This window comes from Sphingopyxis sp., assembly GCF_040216815.1.
In the GTDB taxonomy this organism is placed as follows: Bacteria; Pseudomonadota; Alphaproteobacteria; order Sphingomonadales; family Sphingomonadaceae; genus Sphingopyxis.
This window is the reverse complement of record NZ_JAVJOJ010000005.1, coordinates 148,159-167,076: the sequence shown is the minus strand read 5'-3', so window position 1 is coordinate 167,076 and position 18,918 is coordinate 148,159. Positions and strand designations below refer to the sequence as shown.

Below are 18,918 nucleotides of genomic sequence, written 5' to 3'. Positions count from 1 at the left end.
TTATCCTGCATAGTTTAGTTTCCGTTCGATCTTCATGCTGAGCCGGGACAGGGAGAAACAGAGGAGGAAAAAGATTGTCCCGGTAAAAAGATAGGCTTCGGCGAAATAGGGTCGCCATTGCGCCTCGACGTAGGAGAGGCGGGTCGTCTGCAACAAATCGAAGACGCCGACGATGAGGACGAGCGTCGTGTTCTTGACCTCGCTGATCGAAGTGTTGACCAGCCCCGGCACGCTGACTTTCAGCGCCTGCGGCAACAGGATATGGCGCCGCGCCTGCCATTTGGTGAGGCCAAGAGCATGCGCGGCCTCGGCTTGCCCGACGGGAACCGCCAGCAGGCCGCCCCGGATGACCTCGGCCATATAGGCGGCAGTGAAGAATATGAGCGCGAGCTGGACGCGCGGCAGGCTGTCGATCGAGAGATAGGAGGGCACGAACAGCGGGAACAGGACCGCAGCGAGGAAGAGCACTCCGATCAGCGGCGTTCCGCGAACCAGCTCGATGAAGGCGACGCTCGGCCAGCGAATGCCGCGCCGCGCCGACCTGCGGCCGAACGCGAGGAGTATAGCCAATGGAAAAGCGCCGACCACCGCAAGGCTCGCGAGCAGCAATGTGACCGGCAGGCCGCTCCACTTCTCCATCGGGACATAGGAAAGGCCCGCGAATCCTCCTCGTAGCAGAAGTACCGCCACGGCGATTGCGCCGAGCCAGACAAGCCCGAGGCGGCTGCGCCAGAATCGCGGGACGAAGGAGAAGGCAAGGCATGAAAGCAGCGCGGCCGCCGCTGCTGCGGACCGCCACTGCTCGGCTTCGGGATAGGTGCCAAACAATATCAGCCGCGCATTTTCGCGGAGGAATGGCCAGCAAGCACCGCTGGCCAAACGGCAATCGGCCGCGCCCCCGGCGAAGGTCGCGTCGAACAGCAGCCACGAGAGCCCCTTGCCGGCGAAAGCCGCGGTCATGGCGAGGATCGCGATGGTGAGTATCGACTGGCGTCCTCCTCTGAACAGATTGCGCCGTATCCACGACGGCCAGGCGGTCGCCGAGCGCAGCGGAAAGGGTTCGAGGGGCGCCGACTGGATGCTCCGGCCGGGCTGCCCGGCGACGCTCCAGCCCAACTGGCGGGCATAGAGGCCGGTGACGAACGACAAGGATAGCGAAAGCAGCAGGAAGGTCGCGACGATCAGGCCGACGCCCTCGATCGCCTGCCCTGTCTGACTGATGACGGTATCGACCACCGAGACAAATTCGGGATATCCGATCGCGACCCCCAGGGAGCTGTTCTTGATCGTGTTGAGATGCCAGCTCGTCATCGGCGGTATGGCGATGCGCAGCGCTTGCGGCATCACGATCCGTCCCATTGTTTGCGCGGGCGACAGGCCGAGCGCTTTGGCGGCCTCGCTCTGCCCTGCGGGAACGGCGAGGATCGCGCCGCGGAATATCTCGGCCAGATAGGCCGAGGCATAGACCGAAAGGCTGGCGACCAGCGTCAGAAACTCCGTGGAGAGCGACAATCCGCCGACGGTTCCGAAGCGCCCCGCCCGCGGCAGATCGATCCCGCCCCACAGCAAGAGCGGCACCAGGGAGATGCCGGCGAAGGCCAGCGCAGTGCGCGTGCGAACGGCTCCTCGCCGCACGGCACCCAGCAGGATCGCACAGGCGACGATCGCGATGAGAAAGACCGGCCGTCCCGGATCGGCCAAGGAGAGCGCGGGGAGGTGCAATCCCCGATTATCGAGGTCGAACGGTCCGACGGCGCCCGGGCCGGGTCCGGGCAGACCGAACAGCAGCGCGGCGTACCAGACGAACATCTGGAGCAGCAGCGGAATATTGCGAACCAGCTCGATATAAAGGCCGGAGAGCCTCGCAAGCAGCCAGTTGGACGACAGGCGCGCCATGCAGACCGCGAGGCCGAGCAAGGTCGAGAAGATGATGCCGAGCGCCGATATCAGGAGCGTGTTGAGAAGACCCACCGCCAGCGCCGCGGCATAGGAATCGCCCGGCGCGTAAGCAATCAGCGTTTCGCCAATCGCGAAACCCGCCCGGTCGAACAGGAAACCGAACCCCGTCCGGATGTTTCGGTCCGCGAGATTGTCCGCCAATGTCGCAAACAGGCCGTAGGCGACCACAAGCCCGCCCGCGATCAGCAGCCAGGGTAACGCAGCGATGGCAAGCCGCCTGTGTTTATGAGTCATCGCATCGGCAACGGGTAGATCAGCCCGCCGTCCCGATAGAGCTTATTCTGTCCGCGTTCGACGCCGAGCGGCGTAATGTGCCGGTCGAAGATTTCGCCATAATTGCCGGTCGCCTCGATTGCCCGGTACGCCCAGTCATCGTCAAGGCCGAGCGACTTGCCGAATCCGGGCAAGCCGCCGAGCATCTTGCGCACTTCAGGGTCGCGCGAGGCCATCCGCATGCGCGCGGCATTCGCGCGGGTGACCCCCATTTCCTCGGCAGCGAAGAGCGCGTTCAGCACCCATTTGTTGATCTCGTACCATTGCTCGTCGTCGCTGCGCACGACTGGGCCGACCGGTTCTTTGGTGAGCCGCTCGGGCAGCACCACATAATCGTCGGGATGCGCGGTGTCGGCCAGGCGGATCACCGTCAGCGTGAAGGCATCGGTGGTCATTGCGTCGCACCGCCCGGCAAAGAAGGCGAGCTTGGCTTCCTCGGGATTCTCGAACACGACGGACTGGAAACGCAGCCCCTTGCGCTCGAAATATTCGGCGGTGTTGAGTTCGGAGGTCGTCCCCTTGGTGATGCAGATCGATGCGCCATCGAGATCCGTCGGAAGCCGCACACCCGATCGCCGGGGCACCAGGAAGCTCTGCCCGTCATAATACATGGTGCCGACGAAATTCACCCCGAGGTCGGTGTCGCGCGTCAGCGTCCATGTCGTCGTCCGCGACAGGACGTCGGCCTCGCCCGTCTGCACGATCGTGAAGCGCTTGTTCGAGGCGACCGGCATGAACCGGACCTTGCGGGCATCGCCGAGGACCGCAGCGGCGAGCGCCCGGCAGTAATCGACGAAGAAGCCCTGCCAGCGTCCGCGTTTGTCGAGATAGGACATGCCGAGCTGCCCCGTATGAATTGCGCAATTGAGCGTTCCGCGCGCGCGAATCCGCGCAAGCGTCGATCCCTTCGCCGCGGCGATTTCATGCCCACCGGTGCCGGCGGGCTCGCGGCCGCAGCCGCCGAGTAACAGGGCGCCTGCGGCGAGCAGCGCCGGTAACCAGCGGCGCGATGCGTGCGACCTATTCATAAACGAGGCTTTCAATGCTAGCGCCATAAGAAATAGCTATAGGGAGCGATGTCCGATGAACCTGCGTCACCTCGAAGCCTTCAGGGCCGTGATGCTCTCGGGATCGGTCACCCAGGCCGCGCAGTCGCTCAACCTGTCGCAACCCGCGGTGAGCAAGATGCTTGCCGAGCTCGAGCATCAGCTGGGCTTTCAGCTCTTCCTGCGTTCGCGCGGCAGCGCGCTCACCGTGACGCCCGAAGCCGACGCCTTTTTCTACGAAGTCGAGCGGAGCTTCTCGGGCATTGCGGCCCTGAAGCGGGTAGCGGAAGACATCCGCAACATGGCGACCGGCACGCTCCGGATCGCCGCCCTTCCGGCGCTCGCGGTCAGTTTCCTGCCGCGTGTGATCGCGGCCTTTCGCGAGACACATCCCGGCGTCACCGTTCAGCTCCAGACCCGCAGTTCCTCGACGGTGCGGCAATGGATGGCGAACCAGCAGTTCGACATCGGGCTCGCGACGCCGGCGCGCGAATTGCCCGGCATAAGGATGGAGCGCTTCCTGCGCTGCCCCGGCGCCTGCGTTCTCCCTGCCGGCCACCGCTTGGCCGTCAAGGACGTCATCCGGCCGGCCGATCTCGAGGGCGAGCCCTTCATTTCGCTCGCGCTCGAGGACGGCGTGCGTCACCGCATCGACCGCATTTTCGAGGACGCGGGCGTCCACCGCGAGATGGTCATCGAAACCCAATATGCGATGACCATCTGCGCGCTTGTCATGCAGGGGGTCGGATGTTCGATTCTCAACCCCGTGACCGCAGCGGATTATGCCGAGCGGGGCCTTACGGTCCGTGATTTCGCGCCGGAGGTCCATTTCGAATATATGCTCTTCACGCCGAAGTTGAGGCCGATGTCCCAAGTCGCTGCGGCCTTTATCGCGGTGCTCGAATCCCACCGCGACGCGATGTTCGGCTCCGACGCCAGCTGAAGACACAAGACGCCGCACGGCCCTCACGGCCACCGATCAGAAGGAGGCGGTCGCGCGGACGTACCAGAAGCCCCCGTTGAACCCCGTCGGCGCGAAGCGGAGATATCGGATCCCGTTGTTGATCTGGGATTGCCGCGCCTCGACGTCGGGGTAATTGTCGAAGATATTCTCGCCGCCGACCGCGAGCTTGAGCATGTCGCTAACCTTGTAGGACAGCTCGAGATCGACCAGCAGTTCGGCGCCGCCCGTCTGGTCGGCAGCCGGTGCGGCGCCATAGTCGGTCCATTTGCCATAATAGTTCGCGCGCGCGACGAAGCCGAAGCGCTCGCCCGCATAAGTGAAGGACGCATTGCCCTTCCACTTCGGAACGAAGCCCTCGAGTTCGAGCAGCCGCTCGCGGTCCGCAGTGATCACCGGCGAGGCCTTGATGACATCGGTTTTGGTATAGTTGCCGTTGAGGCCGAGCGTGGCCTTGCCGTCGCCGAGGTCGAAGCCCACGGTGAGCACCGCATCGACGCCCTGGGTGCGGCTGTCGAAGGAATTGGTGAAGAAGCTCACCTGCTGGAAGGAATCCCCACCGGGAATGCCAAGCGCCGCGAGCTGCGCACGCTGCGCCGGGGTGAGATTGAAATTGCCCGATACGGCGATCCGGTCTTCGACCTTGATGTTGAAATAGTCGAGCGTGAAGGTGATGCGATTGGAGGGCTTCACCACGATGCCGCCGGCGACGTTGAACGAATTCTCGGGCCGAAGCGGCGTCGCGCCGAAGAATTGCGCCACCGGATTGTTGGGCGCGATAATGCCTGCGGTCAGCGGCGCCCCGGTTATCGAGTCGATGTTGGTCTGGACCTGCGAGGCGTTCGACTGGCCCGGCGTCGGCGCCCGAAAGCCGGTGTTGACCGATCCGCGCACCGCGAAGACGTCCGAGAAATCATATCGCCCGTTGATCTTCCAGGTGAATTTCGAGCCGAAGTCCGAGTAATTCTCGTAGCGGCCGGCAAGGCCGAACTGGAGCGCGTCGGTGAGATTGCCTTCGAGCGACGTATAGGCGGCCCAGTTGCTGCGCGCGAACTCGCCCGCCTGGATGGGACTGAAGCCCGGGAAGCCGTTCGAGCCGACCGGCAGTCCGACGCGGTTTCCGGTATCGGGATCGATGACCGACGCGAAAGGACCAACCTGCCATGATGCGATGTCGCCGGCCGTGATCTCATATGTCTCGCGCCGATACTCGAGACCGCCTGCAAGCGTCAGCGGATCGGAGGTGCCGATCGCGATGGGGTAAGTGAGATCGAGATTGAAAGCGAGTTCGCGCTGCTCGAGCTGCCCCGGCTTGAAGGAGGTCGGCGACGCGAGGCCAAGCGACGGATTGACCGTATTTTCGATCCGGTAGGAAGCATGGTTCTGACCATAGGAAGCGCTGAGGTCATAGGTCAGGCCCGAGGAGAATTCGCCCTTGAGGCCGGCCGCCAGCGCCGCATCGGTCACCGTGGCACCGAAATCCGGGGTGAAACCGCCGGGAAAGAGCTGGCGGAAGCTGAACCGCTGTCCTCCGGGCGTATTGGTGAGCGGAATCGAGGTGGAAATGAAGCTGGCATCCGGGTTGCGGTAAAAGAAGGCCGTCGTGCCGCGGCTCCAGCTATAGTTGCCGAAGGTGTAGAATTCCATCTCGTCCGACAGTTCGATGCCGGCATTGACGAAGATGCGCGCCGCCTCGGATTCGGGATTTCCCCAGCGCTGCGCCGGGACCGGGACATCCTGAACGCCGGCATCGATGAGCGCCTGCGCGTCGGGACGCTGAATGCCGCGCGACGTCGTGCTGGCGTTCACATATTCGCCGCTGATGTTGACGAAACCGGCGTCGGTGAAGGGAAGCCCGACATTGCCCTGGACGAGGAAATCCTCGCCGTCGCCCTTATAGAATTGGCCATAGCGGGCGATCAGCAATCCGCCTTCGCGGTCGCGGCGCAGACCGAAATTGAGGACGCCGGCGATCGCATCCGATCCATAGAGCGCCGACGCGCCGTCACGCAGAACCTCGAGCTGGCCGATCGCGATCGACGGGATCGCCGAAAGATCGGGTCCCTGCGATCCCCGGATATAGGGAACATTGGTGAACTGGACCGTCGCGCCGCGATGGCGCCGCTTGCCATTCACGAGCACCAGCGTCTGGTCCGGCGGCAGGCCGCGCAGCGAGAAGGGCCGGGTAAAAACGGCGCCGTCGTTGCTGACGAGGCGCTGGACATTGAGCGACGGGACCTCGGTGCGCAGGAGATCATTCATGTCGGCCGTGCCCTTTTCGAGCAGTTCGGCACCGGTGATGATGTCGATCGGCTGAGCGGAATCGGCCGCCTTGAGATCGTTCCGCCGCGTACCCGTCACGACGATTTCGCCCTGCGACGCGCCTGGCCCCGGCGCCTCTTTGGCGTTATCCTGCGCGAAGGCGGCGGCGGCCGACATGCCTGCCAGGACGGCGATAATCGAGCCACTCGTGCGAAGCAATTTTCTCATGGTCCCCTCCCATTTGCGAAAGCTCTCGGCTTCGCCACCGAGCTATCTTCGCGGCCTTGGCATGACCAGAAATAATCACCACTCATCGCTATAAACGAGATGGTTATTCCATATGGTTATATCTCTCGCTGCGGCATCGAGCAGCGCCCGACCGCGCGGCATGCCGGGCGCGGCGATGCCGGACACTTCGCGCAGCTTGTCCTCGACCGCCCGGGCGACATGCCGCGTCGGCACATGCTCCTTATTTTTTGTCCATATCGTGCCCGGCATGAGGATCGGGTTCGGGTTCGACAGGTTTCGGCGCTTCCGGCGCGGCCTTTGCCCGCGGCGGCACAGCGGCCTTCGCGGCGGGTTCTTGCTTGGGGCGGGATTTCTCCGGAGGCATCGCTTCTTCGGTCGGCGCCGCCGGGGCAGACGCGGCGGGCGGCTCGTCCGCTACGGGCATGGTCTCGACCATTGCGGGCGGCTCACCGGCAGTGACCTCACTCTGTTCCGGTGTGACGTCGCTCTGCTGCGCGGGCTCAGTGCCGCATCCTGCCAGAGCAAATATCAGCGCGGCGGCGCTCGCTAGGGGAATGAATCTCGTCATATCTGTCTCCTCTTCGTGTCGGCAGGTCATGCGCGGAATTCAGAAACCTTGCCGTCGCTGCCGAATGCCATCACTTCGAATGCGTCCGCGCTTCCGTCCGGCATTTCCATTCCCGGAGAACCGCGCGGCATGCCGGGCACGGCGATTCCGCGAATGTCGCGTGGCTTGTCGTGGAGGAGTCTCGCAACATGCCGCATCGGCACATGACCCTCGATCGCATAGCCGCCGATCACGGCCGTGTGGCACGACGCCAGCTGGCCAGGCACACCATATCGCGTCTTTACGGCGGCCATGTCAGCGCGGTTCTCGACAGTCACATCATAACCGGCCTTGCGTGCGATATCCGCCCAAGCTTCGCAGCAGCCGCATTCGGGATCGCGATAAACGAGCATTCGCTTGGGGCTGGACGTCTCGGCGCCCGGCGCGGGCGCCGCGCCATTCTTATCGCTGGTCGCCGCCGGGCCCGAGGCAGAATTGCATGCCGCAAGCGCCATCCCCGATCCGACCGCAATCAGGCCGAAAAGATGACGGCGCGTCATCAGATTTTTCATGTCATTTCCTCGCGAGAATGGATTTCATCTGTTCGATTTCGGCCGCCTGCCCCGCGATGATGCCGCGGCAGAGTTCGCGTATCTCGGCATCTTTGAGAGAAGCCTGTTCACACATGAGGATCGCGCCCGAGTGATGCGGGATCATCGAACGCAAGAAGGCCGTGTCGCCGATCGTCGTCTGTGTCCGGATGAGCCCGAAGCTCCCGAAGAAGGCAACTGCCGATCCCAGCAGCAGGAACGTATTGAGACGTTTCGACGGGAACATGCCCGGCATTGCGACGATCATCAGCACGACCATCGGCGAGACCATCATCAGCGTCATGTAGAGCATGTTGAGATTATTGTAGAAGCTCGAGAGGCGGTCGATCATGACGAACATCACCAGATACATGATGACGCCGCTGACGATCGTCTGCAGCGCGAGGCTGCGATAGGCTGGTTTCACGGCATTTCTCCTCGACGTGTCGCCACCCCGCGAAACTTCTAGAACCAGGCCCGCACCCCCATCACGAAGCTGACGCCGCTCGCATCCTCGCCCGCGGCGCGGGCAAAACGCGCGGTATCGCCGACCTTGCGCGCCCATTCGACGCCGACATAAGGCGCGAATTCCTTCACGACCTCGTAACGCAGGCGAAGCCCGAGCTCGAAATCCGAAAGCCCCGAACCAACGCCGGTCTCGGGGACATCCTGGAGCGCAAAATTGACCTCCGCCATCGGCTGGAGGATCAGTTTCTGGGTGATGCGCTGGTCGTAATAGCCTTCGAGCCGGGCGAGCAGATCACCCTTGTTCGAAAGAAACAGCGCGCCCTCGACTTCGAACCAATAGGGGGCGAGCCCCTCGAAGCCGATCGTCGCATAGGTGCGGTCGGGGCCGGGCCCAAGATCCTGCCTGATACCCGCCTGCGCGTTGAAATAGGGTCCGATCGCCCGGCTGTAGAGCGCCTGTACCTCGGCGCTCTCGATGCCTTCGCCGAACACGCCCTCGCCTTCGCTCTTGATCGTCAGCCGGTTAATGTCGCCGCCGTACCAAGCCTCACCGTCCCAGCGGAACCCGTCGCGGCCCTTGCGCGCCTGATATTCGGCAAGGTTGAAGCTGATGAAAGCGATGGTCTGCGCACCATTCTCTTTCATCATGTCGTGGCGCGAATGCTCCATTTCGGCTTGGGGATAAATGCGATCGGCATACCAGTCGCCGGGAGGCGCAGGCGCGGTAGCATCGCCCGGCGGCAAATCGGTGCCGCTAGCGCTGCTCGTGGTCGCCATGCCTTCCATTCCCGCCATCGCGTCCGCAGATCCGCCCTTCGGGGTGCAATGGCCCATTTTGGCATGTTCGGGCGGGCAATCGGGATCGGACGGCTGCGGTGCGCCATGATCCATCGCACCCATGTCCGAAGCGCCCTTGCCTGGAGCTTCCGCCTCAGGCGTACAATGACCCATCGCCGCATGTTCGGGCGGGCAGCTTGAAGCCTCGGGTTCCATGTCCATGCCCTGCATGTTCCCATGGTCCATCTGCTCCATCGACCCTTCGGCGGGCGCTTCGGGCGCGGACTGCGCTACGGGTGCTGGCGTTGGCGAGGGAGCGGGTGTCGGCGCGGGCGCCGCACCATGCATCGAATGATCCATCGACTGCGCCGCGGCGGGCACAGCAAAGGCCAGCGGGGCGATACCCGCGAGGAGAAGCGCGACCCGGGTCATTCGCCGTCTCCCTTCGGACGGACGCTGACGACGCGCATCATCCCCGCGTGCATGTGATAGAGAAGGTGGCAATGGAACGCCCAGTCGCCGAGCGCGTCGGCGGTGAAATCGAAGCTCGCGATGCCGCCCGGCTGGACAAGCACCGTATGCTTGCGCGGCGACCGGTCGCCCTTGCCCGTCACCAGTTCGAAAAAATGGCCGTGGAGGTGGATGGGGTGGCTCATCATCGAATCGTTGATGAGGTTGATCCGCACGCGCTCTCCCTCGATGAAGGGGATGGGCTCGTGATAGTCGGACATCTTGATGCCGTCGAACGACCACATGAAGCGTTCCATATTGCCGGTCAGATGGATGTCGAGCGAGCGCGAGGCGGCGCGGGTATCGGGGTTGCGCTCGAGCGCGACAAGGTCATGGTAGGTCAGCACCTTGTGCCCGACATTCTCCAGTCCCTGCCCCGGCTCGCCCATGCGATCCATCGGCATCGGCGAGATCGTCTGAACGCTGGGATCGCGCTTGACCTGCGGCGCGACACTGAAGTCGCGCATGCTGTGCTGCATGCCTCCGCCAGATCCATGATCCATGCCCGCCATCGCGCCGCTTTCCCCCGCTGGCGTACAATGGCCCATCTTGGCATGTTCGGGAGGACAAGAAGGGTCGCTCGCCGGCATGGGCATGGCGCCCATATCGCCGCCCGAATGGTCCATACCCGCCATCGCGCCGCCCGACATGTCGCCCATGCCCATGTCCTTCATGGTCGCGAGCGGCCGTTCGCGGAGCGGCGGCACCTCGGCGACCATGCCAGCGCGCGGTGCGAGCGTCGCGCGTCCCATGCCCGAGCGGTCATTGGCCTCGGCAACGAGCGTATAAGCACGGTCCTCGACCGGGGTCACGATGACGTCATAGGTTTCGGCAACCGCGATCTGGAATTCGTCGATCTCGGTCGGCACGACATTGAGCCCGTCAGCCTGGACGACAGTCATCCTGAGGCCCGGGATGCGGACGTTGAAGATCGTCATCGCCGACGCATTGACGATACGCAGGCGTACCCGCTCGCCCGGGCTGAAGAGCGCGGTCCAGTTGTCGCGCGGACCATGGCCGTTGACGAGGAAGGTGTAGGTCGAACCATTGACGTCGGCGACGTCGGTCGGGTCCATCCGCATCTTGCCCCAATCGATCCGCTCCTTGAGCGGTTGATCCTTGCCGGCGAGCAGGCCCGCCAGCGTCTGGCGCTGCATGTTGAAATGGCCGGGATTGACCTTGAGCTTGCGGAAGATCGCCTCGGGCGACAATTGACTGTGGTCGGACAGGACGACGACATGCTCGCGATCGTAGCCGATCGGGTCGGCGCCCGCGGGATCGATGACGATCGGGCCATAATGGCCGAGCTGTTCCTGAAGCCCCGAATGGCTGTGATACCAATAAGTCCCCGATTGAACGACCGGGAATTCATAGACAAACTTCGAGCGCGGCTTGATGCCGGGGAAGCTGACGCCGGGCACGCCGTCCATCTGGAACGGCAGGATCAGCCCGTGCCAGTGGATCGAGCTGTCCTCGTCGAGATCGTTGACGACGGTCAGGCGCGCTGTCTGCCCTTCCTTTAGACGGACGAGCGGCGCGGGCACGGTGCCGTTGATCCCGATCGCGCGGCTGACCTTGCCGTCGATCCGCATCGTCTGCCGGGCGATGCGCAGCGTTATGTCATTGCCGGATACGGTCGGAAGCGGCGCGGTGATGCCGGACGACACCGACTGGGCCCAGGCCGGGAACCATGCGGCCATCGCCGCAGCAGCCCCTCCACCCAAAGCTCCACTGACGAACCGACGCCTTTCCATCTGCATATTCTTTCCGACCGTTACTGACTGTTCCTAAAGCTATACGCAGGCGGCACGGCTGCCCCTCAATAAAAATGCCGGACGATGAGGAGATGCCGCCTGAACGAGCGGTCGAACCCTCAACCCTCGGCGCTCGCAGATGTTCCCGCGAGCAATTCCCGGAGCCTGGTCCGCGCTCGATAGAGGCGCGTTTCGACTGTTTTCTCGCTGACGCGCAAAATGACCGCTGTTTCGGCCTGGCTGACCTCGTCGACACCGCGGAGGAGCAACACTTCGCGCAAATTCTGCGGCAGCTGATCGATCGCCCCGCGAACCTTGGCGAGCTCTCGCCTGTCGGTCGCCGCGGAATCGGGCCCAGGACCATCGCTTGCTACGTGATGCGCATTTTCGAGCGGGAGCGCGCGGGAGAAAAAGGCGCGCACCTTTCGCCGTCGTGCCCAGTCGCGACATTTGTTGAGCGCGATACGGGCGATCCATGTGCGGAAGGGGCGTTCGCCATCATAGCGATCGAGCGCCGAAAAGCCGGAGACGAACGTCTCTTGCGTCAGATCCATCGCCTCGTCGGCATCGCCGATCTGCTTTACGATGAGCCGGTAGACGCCCGTTTTGTAACGGCGCAGCAACTCGCGATAGGCGTCTTCGCGGTGCGCGCGCGCAAAGGCCGCCAGATCCTGGTCGCTACATTGCGATAGATCGGCGCTCACCGCGCATCGGCGGTCAGCGCCTTGACCACGCTCTTGTCGAACATTTCCGCTTGATCGGGGTTGAGAACCCCGCGCATCGCGAAGAGATGCTGGAGCGTTTCCTTCTGCAATGTCCCCATCACCTCATGCGTCTCGTCGATCGCCTCGGTGACGCGCGGTCCATAGCCATGCTCGGCTTCGATCGCCTGCGCGAGCCGGACATTGGCGGCGCGCATCTCGAGTTCGAGCGCCTGGCGGCGACCGGCGAAGTCGGCTTCGATCCGCTCGAGTTTCTTTTCCTGCTCCGGGGTCAGGTCGAGTTGGCCGTGGAGAAGCGCATGAAGTTCGGTTTCGCTGGCTTTGGGCGCATCGGCCACCAGACGGCCGATGAACACGCCGGCAATCGCCGCGGCGAAGGCAATGAGCCCCAAGAGAAGAAGACGGCGCGACGGCATCGCTACTGTACATCCAGCAAGGTGGAAGGCACCAATGCGCTAGGCGGGCCGAATGGGGTCAGGGGGCTTGCCGCGACCGCCGGCTGGGAAATCGCACTCCCCGCAAAGACACCGCCGCCGAGCGAGACAAAGGCCGCGAGCGCCATCAGGCGGCGCATCGCTACCGCTTCGCGCCGGCGGATCGCCAATGCGCCCATGATGCGATCATCGAGCGCATCGAGCGCTGCGGGCAGATCGATCCTGTTCAAAATGCGAAGCTCCTTATCCATCGATCGTCTCTTCAAACCTTTCCATCATTGTACATACGCGCCGAAGCGCCTCACCCCTCACACCAGAATATTATTCCGGAATATTTGAGGGCCATGCCGATATCCTGCGTATTAGCAGGACAGACACGCATTTGGAGGTGTTCATGTTCAAGTCTCTTCTCCCCTCTGCAGCGGCGGCTTTCGCTCTGCTTCTCATGCCGGCCACGGCAAGCGCGCACACCAAGCTCGTCAGCTCGACGCCCGCCGCCAATTCGACCGTTTCGAAGGTCACGTCGGTCAATCTTCAGTTCAACGAAAAGATCGTCGCCTCGACCCTCAAGACCGAGCTGGTCATGACCGGCATGCCCGGCATGGCCAATCATGCCCCGATGAAGGTGCCTTACTCGTCGATGATGGGCAAAGAGGGCAAGTCGGCGATGCTGATGCTCAAGCGGCCGCTGACAGCCGGAACCTACAAGGTCACATGGTCGGCGGCGGGCGCTGATACCCACCGCATGGGCAGCGAATTCAGCTTCACCGTAAAGTAAAAGACGGTGGGGGACCCCGTTCTGATCGGCATCAGGTTCGCACTTTATGCGGACCTGATGCTCATCGCCGGCCTTGCTGCGTTCCCGCTTTTTGCGCTGACACGGAGCGAACGCCTTGCGCCGCAGTCGATGATGGCCTCGATCTGGCGCGCAGAGCGATGGCTCTGCGCCATCGGGCTGCTCGTCTCCAGCCTCGGAATGGGCGTGCTCGCGGCCTCGATGCAGGGCGTGGGCATCCTCTCCCTGGAGTTCCAACCCTTTTGGGATCTGGTTCGCGAAACCGAGGTCGGCATGGCCTGGATCTACCGGAGCGCCGCGCTGCTCGTTGCGTTGGCGGCGGCAGTCTGGATGACGCGCCGGCCGACAATCGCAGCCGCCATACTCACTCTTGCCGGCTCGGTCGCCGTCGCGACATTGGTCTGGTCGGGCCATGCGGGCGCGACCGAGGGCGCGGCGGGCACCCTGCATCGGGCCAGCGACATATTGCACCTGATCGCAGCGGCGGTCTGGATCGGCGCAATCGGCGCCTTTCTTATGCTGATCTCGCCCCAGCGCCTCCGCGAATGGCCGGGGGGACTCCAAATTGCGTCGCGGAGTCTCGATCAATTCTCGCGCGTCGGTACGATCTGCGTCCTCGTCATCGCCGCCACCGGCCTCGTCAACAGCCAGATGATCGTCGGCGCCGAGAATCTCGGCCGCTCCCTCGGCTCGCCCTATGGACAATTGCTCCTCGCCAAGCTTGCGCTGTTCGGACTGATGTTAGCGCTCGCGGCGGCGAACCGCTGGCAGCTGACCCCGGCGCTCGCGGCCGCCGTCCCGGAGACCAATACCGACAATGTCGCCGCCGACCCCGACCTCGCGATCGCAGCCATGCGCAGAAGCTTGGTCATCGAAGCGTCGGCCGCGCTCGCCATACTCGCGCTGGTCGCCTGGTTCGGCACGCTCGAACCCTTCGTCGCCGTCGATCCGGTTTGACCGCCAGCACCGTCTCATGGTCCGGTTCGATCATGCTCGGGGCCGGCTGGGCGTTGATTGACGCACGCATCGGGAGCAGCCGTCCTCATAGCCATGTGGCGCATCAGATCAGCCTCGCCGTCGAACGAGACCTCGAAATTTCCGGTGATGCCGACATGATAGTCCCTGCCGGACACGCCATTGCCATCGCATCGCATGTCCGGCACCGCCTGGGACCGCCGGGTGCCCTCGTGCGATCATTTTATCTCGACCCGCTTTTTCGTGCCGACGCGCGGCTGTCCGCCGGATCGGCGCCCGTCCTGTTGACACCAGTAGAGACGGCCGGACTATGCGATATCGCTAGCGGCGCGGACGCGAAGCGCTGGGCGTCCGACTATCTCGACCGGTCGCAGGTGCGTCCGGTGGATGCACGCCTGTCCGAGGCGCTCGCGGCCCCTAGTGATTTGTCGACCGCGCGCGCATTGGCCGACGTCGCCTGCCTCTCGCCCTCGCGCCTTCGCGAAATCGTCTGCCGCGACTTCGGCGTGCCTCCGGCCAAATTGCTGCAGTGGCTCCAGCTTCAACGCGCCGTGCGGGCGCTGGTCGGCGGCGGAGGTCTCGCCGACGCCGCGGCGGCGGGAGGCTTCGCCGATCAGTCGCACTTCACGCGCCGCTGCGCTCAATGGCTAGGCGTGACGCCTTCGGCTGGCCTTAGCGCCTTCGCGTTCGAAATCGTGTCCTGAGCCGGATGCGCCTCGCACCGCGTCGCTCCGGCGAAACATTCAAGACCGCCGCGCCTGCTTGCCCCTAAGCGTCTCCTCGAGACCGGCGAGTGCGGTCGCAATCCGGCGGCAAGCCAAAGCGTCGAAAGGAGACGGCCATGCCCGACCCGAAACCCGTAGCAAGATCCTACACGCCAGCGGCAGGATATCACTTCCTGACGCCCTTTTATGATTTCGGCGTCGCGGTGACGACGCGCGAGCGCGTGTGGCGCGACCGTCTCGTTCGCCATATGGCGCTCGGCGAGGGTGACGTCATTCTCGATATCGGCTCGGGTACGGGAAATCTCGCGCTGGCGATCGCTCGCCATAGCCGGGACGTCCGCTATCTTGGTTTCGACCCCGACGAGGCCGCGATGCGAATTGCCCGAACGAAGACCGCGCAGATTGTTCCACCGCCGGAGTTTCGAGTTGGCTTTTTCGCGGCTTCGGCGATCGATGACTGGCCCTCGCCTTCCAAGATTGCGATCTGCCTCGTCCTTCATCAGGTCGGGCTTGAGGAAAAGGCACGTCTGCTACGCGAGGCCCGGCAGGTGCTCGCGCCGGGCGGCAAACTCTATGTCGCCGACTATGGAGAACAGCGCAGCCGCCTCATGCGGTTGCTGTTCCGCCTGACGATCCAGCAGCTCGACGGCGTCCAGGACACCCAACCCAACGCCGATGGATTGCTCCCGGTGCTGATGAGAGAGGCAGGCTTTTGCGATGTTCGCGAACTTGAGACGTTCCGCACGCCAACCGGTGCGATCGCGATCATCGAGGCCCGAAAGCCCGGGACCTGACGGCACAGGGCAAAGAAAATCCAAGGGATAATCGCCTTTCTTGCGTATCGATAGAAGCGGCTCCATTCTGGAACCGCCAGGAACGACGCCAGCGGCGAACTCGACCGGTGGCGTTTGGACCGCCCCGCCGCGAGGCGGGCATCCGACACATACGGGAGCGGCGGCGATGCACGATCATCAGAGCGCAGAAAAAGGCAGCGGGAGCACGACCGATCCCGTCTGCGGCATGACGGTCGATCCGGCCACCACACCTCACACCGCGACGCATAGCGGCAAGCATCACTATTTCTGCAGCGCAGGCTGCCTCGCCAAATTCGAGGCCGATCCCGATCTTTATGCCGCAAAAAGCGAGCCGGCCGCAGCCGATGCACCCGAAGGCGCCATCTGGACCTGCCCGATGCATCCCGAAATCCAGCGCGCCGGCCCCGGAAGCTGCCCGATCTGCGGCATGGCACTCGAGCCCGTCATGCCGACAGCATCGGACGGCCCCAGCGAAGAATATCGCGATATGCGGCGGCGCTTCTGGATCGGGCTCCTTCTCGCCCTCCCGGTGGTTGCGCTCGAAATGGGCGGCCATCTGACGGGCCTCCACCAATATGTCGGCCGCCAGACGAACAACTGGATCCAGATGCTGCTCGCGACCCCCGTCGTGCTATGGGCTGGCTGGCCCTTCTTCGAGCGCGCCTGGCTCTCGATCCGCAACAAGAGCCTCAACATGTTCACCCTCATAGCGATGGGGACGGGCGTTGCCTGGGGCTACAGCATGATGGCGACGATTCTCCCGCAAATCTTCCCGGCAGCCTTCCGCGCCGCCGATGGTTCGGTCGCGGTCTATTTCGAGGCCGCCGCAGTCATCACGGTCCTGGTGCTACTCGGGCAGGTGCTCGAACTCAGGGCCCGCGAAACGACGAGCGGCGCGATCCGCGCGCTCCTTGACCTGACACCGAAGCTCGCCCGGCGCGTCCGCAGCGATGGAAGCGACGAGGAGGTAGCGCTCGAGGAAGTCGCGGTCGGCGACATGCTGCGCATCCGTCCGGGCGAAAAAGTCCCCGTCGATGGCATCGTCGTAGAAGGCCGCGGCACAGTCGACGAATCGATGGTTACGGGCGAATCGATGCCGGTCACCAAGGCGGCCGGCGCGGCGCTGATCGGCGGGACGATCAACCAGACGGGCGGCCTGCTCATGCGCAGCGAGAAGGTCGGGCGCGACACGATGCTCGCGCGGATCGTACAAATGGTCGCCGACGCGCAGCGCAGCCGGGCGCCGATCCAGCGTCTCGCCGATACCGTTTCGGGCTGGTTCGTGCCCGGCGTCATCGTCGTCGCCATCGTCGCTTTCATTGTCTGGTCGCTTCTCGGCCCCGCGCCCGCCATGGCCTACGGCCTTATCGCCGCCGTCTCGGTGCTCATCATCGCCTGCCCCTGCGCGCTCGGCCTCGCGACGCCGATGTCGATCATGGTCGGCGTGGGGCGTGGCGCCGAAGCCGGCGTGCTGATCAAAAATGCCGAGGCGCTTGAACGGATGGAGAAGGTCGACACCCTCGTCGTCGACAAGACCGGGACGCTGACCGAAGGCAGGCCCTCGGTCGTCGCCATCGAAGTCGCCGAAGGCTTCGAAGAGCAGGATCTGCTCCGGATTGCCGCGAGCCTCGAGCGCAGCAGCGAACATCCATTGGCGGCCGCGATCGTCAAGGCCGCCGAGGACCGGGGCCTCGCGCTGGTCGAGCCATCGGGGGTCGACCAGCCGGTCGGCAAGGGTATCGTCGGGGTCGTCGACGACAAGGCGATAGTCCTCGGCAATGCGAGCTTTCTTGAAGAATATGACGTCGATCTGGGCGCGCTCACCGAGGCAGCCGACCGCCTTCGCACAGACGGCGCGACGGCGATCTACATCGCGGTCAATGGCAAGGCGGCCGGGGTCATCGCCATCGCCGACCCCGTCAAGGAAACGACGGGCGACGCGCTCGCGGCGCTGCGCGAGGCCGGAATCAAGGTCATCATGCTCACCGGCGACAATCGCGTCACCGCCGAGGCGATCGCGCGGCGCCTCGGCATCGACGACGTTGAGGCCGACGTCCTCCCCGACCAGAAGAGTGCGGTCGTGCAGCGGCTGCGCGAAGAGGGCCGGATCGTCGCGATGGCCGGCGACGGGGTCAACGACGCCCCCGCGCTCGCCGCCGCTGACGTCGGCATCGCGATGGGCTCGGGAACCGATGTCGCCATCGAAAGCGCGGGTGTGACGCTGCTGCGCGGCGACCTTCTGGGCATCGTGCGGGCGCGGCATCTCAGCCATGCGACGATGGCGAACATCCGCCAGAATCTCTTCTTCGCTTTCGCCTATAATGTCGCCGGGATTCCGGTCGCTGCGGGCGTGCTCTATCCGGTCTTCGGACTATTGCTCTCGCCGGTCATTGCCGCCGCTGCGATGGCACTCTCGTCCGTCAGCGTCATCGCCAATTCGTTGCGGCTGCGCTTTGCCAGAATCTGATCGAAACCACCGGAGAAGTTCGGACGCAATAAGGGGAAATGATATGAGACGACTGACGATTACAGCAATCACATTGGCCATGCTGGTGGCCGTCCCGGCTCAGGCGACCGAGCCTGTGGATTATCAGGGCGCGGCGGCAGCGCTCGCGCAGTATAAATCAGCGATGGAAAAGCGGGACCTGACCGGCGTCGAGGCACTCTTTTCGCCAGACGCCCAGATATTCGAGTCGGGCGGCGTCGAAGGGAATTTCGCCCACTATCGCGACCATCACCTCGGTCCCGAACTCAAGGAGTTCAGATCCTTTGCCTTCCGCAACTACAAGATATCGGTTCGGGGCGAAGGCGATGTAGCGATCGCGACCGAGACCTATAGCTTCTCGATCGTACTCGCGAGCGGCGAAACAATCGAGCGGGACGGCGTCGCAACGAGCGTCCTTAAATGGGAAAACGGAAAGTGGCAGATCGTCAATCTGCACAGTTCCTCACGCAAGCCCAAGGTGCGGCCGGCGGGCGGCGCCTGATCGCGTGAAGAAAGGGCTCGCCCCCGAGGCTCGCGGGCCCGGGCGGGCCCTGAGGCCTCGCCGAGCCC

Annotated in this window: 18 protein-coding genes; 7 read left to right on the top strand and 11 right to left on the bottom strand. The window is 64.1% G+C overall.

The window, feature by feature from the left end:
• Complete coding sequence (locus tag RIA72_RS08295; RefSeq protein WP_223181174.1) at window positions 1–2,193, bottom strand: ABC transporter permease subunit; 2,193 nt, start codon at window positions 2,191–2,193, stop codon at window positions 1–3.
• Entirely contained in the window at window positions 2,190–3,260 is a 1,071-nt protein-coding gene (locus RIA72_RS08290; RefSeq protein WP_003046368.1) for an amino acid ABC transporter substrate-binding protein, read from the bottom strand. Before RIA72_RS08290 ends, RIA72_RS08295 begins: the two co-directional genes overlap by 4 nt.
• 55 nt (window positions 3,261–3,315) lie before the next feature.
• Between RIA72_RS08290 and RIA72_RS08285 the strand changes: the two genes are divergently transcribed.
• Window positions 3,316–4,221 (top strand): LysR substrate-binding domain-containing protein, encoded by a 906-nt coding sequence (locus tag RIA72_RS08285; RefSeq protein WP_003046376.1) that lies wholly within the window; start codon window positions 3,316–3,318, stop codon window positions 4,219–4,221.
• A gap of 36 nt (window positions 4,222–4,257) precedes the next feature.
• On the opposite strand, the gene RIA72_RS08280 is transcribed toward RIA72_RS08285, so the two are convergent.
• The 9 genes from RIA72_RS08280 to RIA72_RS08240 all read right to left on the bottom strand — a co-directional run bounded on the left by RIA72_RS08280 (window position 4,258) and on the right by RIA72_RS08240 (window position 12,803).
• Window positions 4,258–6,729, bottom strand: coding sequence for a TonB-dependent receptor plug domain-containing protein (locus RIA72_RS08280; protein WP_003046379.1), 2,472 nt, complete (start codon window positions 6,727–6,729; stop codon window positions 4,258–4,260).
• A 241-nt stretch (window positions 6,730–6,970) separates the two neighbouring features.
• Window positions 6,971–7,318 (bottom strand): hypothetical protein, encoded by a 348-nt coding sequence (locus RIA72_RS08275; protein ID WP_003046382.1) that lies wholly within the window; start codon window positions 7,316–7,318, stop codon window positions 6,971–6,973.
• Window positions 7,319–7,344: 26 nt separating this feature from the next.
• Window positions 7,345–7,812, bottom strand: coding sequence for a DUF411 domain-containing protein (locus tag RIA72_RS08270; protein ID WP_223181175.1), 468 nt, complete (start codon window positions 7,810–7,812; stop codon window positions 7,345–7,347).
• 58 nt (window positions 7,813–7,870) lie between these two features.
• Window positions 7,871–8,260, bottom strand: coding sequence for a DUF305 domain-containing protein (locus tag RIA72_RS08265; protein WP_223181178.1), 390 nt, complete (start codon window positions 8,258–8,260; stop codon window positions 7,871–7,873).
• Between the two features lie 92 nt (window positions 8,261–8,352).
• Window positions 8,353–9,564 carry a copper resistance protein B gene (locus RIA72_RS08260; protein WP_003046391.1) on the bottom strand — a complete coding sequence of 404 codons (1,212 nt, stop codon included), beginning with the start codon at window positions 9,562–9,564 and terminating at the stop codon, window positions 8,353–8,355.
• Entirely contained in the window at window positions 9,561–11,396 is a 1,836-nt protein-coding gene (locus RIA72_RS08255) for a copper resistance system multicopper oxidase (RefSeq protein ID WP_442800439.1), read from the bottom strand. The genes RIA72_RS08260 and RIA72_RS08255 overlap by 4 nt, the downstream gene beginning before the upstream one ends.
• Window positions 11,397–11,515: 119 nt before the next feature.
• Entirely contained in the window at window positions 11,516–12,100 is a 585-nt protein-coding gene (locus tag RIA72_RS08250; RefSeq protein WP_067179814.1) for an RNA polymerase sigma factor, read from the bottom strand.
• Entirely contained in the window at window positions 12,097–12,534 is a 438-nt protein-coding gene (locus RIA72_RS08245) for a periplasmic heavy metal sensor (RefSeq protein WP_003046401.1), read from the bottom strand. The genes RIA72_RS08250 and RIA72_RS08245 overlap by 4 nt, the downstream gene beginning before the upstream one ends.
• A 2-nt stretch (window positions 12,535–12,536) precedes the next feature.
• On the bottom strand, window positions 12,537–12,803 hold the full coding sequence (locus RIA72_RS08240; RefSeq protein WP_003046403.1) for a hypothetical protein: 267 nt from the start codon (window positions 12,801–12,803) through the stop codon (window positions 12,537–12,539).
• Between the two features lie 137 nt (window positions 12,804–12,940).
• Here RIA72_RS08240 and copC point away from each other — a divergent pair, with 137 nt between their 5' ends.
• The 6 genes from copC to RIA72_RS08210 all read left to right on the top strand — a co-directional run bounded on the left by copC (window position 12,941) and on the right by RIA72_RS08210 (window position 18,850).
• Window positions 12,941–13,330, top strand: coding sequence for a copper homeostasis periplasmic binding protein CopC (gene copC / locus RIA72_RS08235; protein ID WP_232003687.1), 390 nt, complete (start codon window positions 12,941–12,943; stop codon window positions 13,328–13,330).
• Window positions 13,331–13,336: 6 nt separating this feature from the next.
• Window positions 13,337–14,305: a copper homeostasis membrane protein CopD gene (gene copD / locus RIA72_RS08230; RefSeq protein ID WP_053555652.1), complete on the top strand. Its 969-nt coding sequence runs from the start codon at window positions 13,337–13,339 to the stop codon at window positions 14,303–14,305.
• Window positions 14,302–15,027 (top strand): helix-turn-helix domain-containing protein, encoded by a 726-nt coding sequence (locus RIA72_RS08225; RefSeq protein ID WP_235527039.1) that lies wholly within the window; start codon window positions 14,302–14,304, stop codon window positions 15,025–15,027. Before copD ends, RIA72_RS08225 begins: the two co-directional genes overlap by 4 nt.
• A gap of 137 nt (window positions 15,028–15,164) precedes the next feature.
• Window positions 15,165–15,842 (top strand): class I SAM-dependent methyltransferase, encoded by a 678-nt coding sequence (locus RIA72_RS08220; protein WP_053555653.1) that lies wholly within the window; start codon window positions 15,165–15,167, stop codon window positions 15,840–15,842.
• A 166-nt stretch (window positions 15,843–16,008) separates the two neighbouring features.
• Window positions 16,009–18,330 carry a heavy metal translocating P-type ATPase gene (locus RIA72_RS08215; protein WP_053555654.1) on the top strand — a complete coding sequence of 774 codons (2,322 nt, stop codon included), beginning with the start codon at window positions 16,009–16,011 and terminating at the stop codon, window positions 18,328–18,330.
• Between the two features lie 43 nt (window positions 18,331–18,373).
• Window positions 18,374–18,850 (top strand): YybH family protein, encoded by a 477-nt coding sequence (locus tag RIA72_RS08210; protein ID WP_053555655.1) that lies wholly within the window; start codon window positions 18,374–18,376, stop codon window positions 18,848–18,850.
• Window positions 18,851–18,918 lie beyond the last annotated feature (68 nt).

What these genes read in the sequence shown, in the direction of transcription:
- RIA72_RS08245 (WP_003046401.1), bottom strand. Translation starts at nt 12,534, where the DNA reads ATGCCGTCGCGCCGTCTTCTTCTCTTGGGGCTCATTGCCTTCGCCGCG.
- RIA72_RS08290 (WP_003046368.1), bottom strand. Translation starts at nt 3,260, where the DNA reads ATGAATAGGTCGCACGCATCGCGCCGCTGGTTACCGGCGCTGCTCGCC.
- RIA72_RS08215 (WP_053555654.1), top strand. Translation starts at nt 16,009, where the DNA reads ATGCACGATCATCAGAGCGCAGAAAAAGGCAGCGGGAGCACGACCGAT.
- RIA72_RS08285 (WP_003046376.1), top strand. Translation starts at nt 3,316, where the DNA reads ATGAACCTGCGTCACCTCGAAGCCTTCAGGGCCGTGATGCTCTCGGGA.
- RIA72_RS08220 (WP_053555653.1), top strand. Translation starts at nt 15,165, where the DNA reads ATGCCCGACCCGAAACCCGTAGCAAGATCCTACACGCCAGCGGCAGGA.
- RIA72_RS08265 (WP_223181178.1), bottom strand. Translation starts at nt 8,260, where the DNA reads ATGTATCTGGTGATGTTCGTCATGATCGACCGCCTCTCGAGCTTCTAC.
- RIA72_RS08255 (WP_442800439.1), bottom strand. Translation starts at nt 11,396, where the DNA reads ATGGAAAGGCGTCGGTTCGTCAGTGGAGCTTTGGGTGGAGGGGCTGCT.
- RIA72_RS08295 (WP_223181174.1), bottom strand. Translation starts at nt 2,193, where the DNA reads ATGACTCATAAACACAGGCGGCTTGCCATCGCTGCGTTACCCTGGCTG.
- RIA72_RS08240 (WP_003046403.1), bottom strand. Translation starts at nt 12,803, where the DNA reads ATGGATAAGGAGCTTCGCATTTTGAACAGGATCGATCTGCCCGCAGCG.
- RIA72_RS08275 (WP_003046382.1), bottom strand. Translation starts at nt 7,318, where the DNA reads ATGACGAGATTCATTCCCCTAGCGAGCGCCGCCGCGCTGATATTTGCT.
- RIA72_RS08270 (WP_223181175.1), bottom strand. Translation starts at nt 7,812, where the DNA reads ATGGCGCTTGCGGCATGCAATTCTGCCTCGGGCCCGGCGGCGACCAGC.
- RIA72_RS08210 (WP_053555655.1), top strand. Translation starts at nt 18,374, where the DNA reads ATGAGACGACTGACGATTACAGCAATCACATTGGCCATGCTGGTGGCC.
- RIA72_RS08260 (WP_003046391.1), bottom strand. Translation starts at nt 9,564, where the DNA reads ATGACCCGGGTCGCGCTTCTCCTCGCGGGTATCGCCCCGCTGGCCTTT.
- RIA72_RS08280 (WP_003046379.1), bottom strand. Translation starts at nt 6,729, where the DNA reads ATGAGAAAATTGCTTCGCACGAGTGGCTCGATTATCGCCGTCCTGGCA.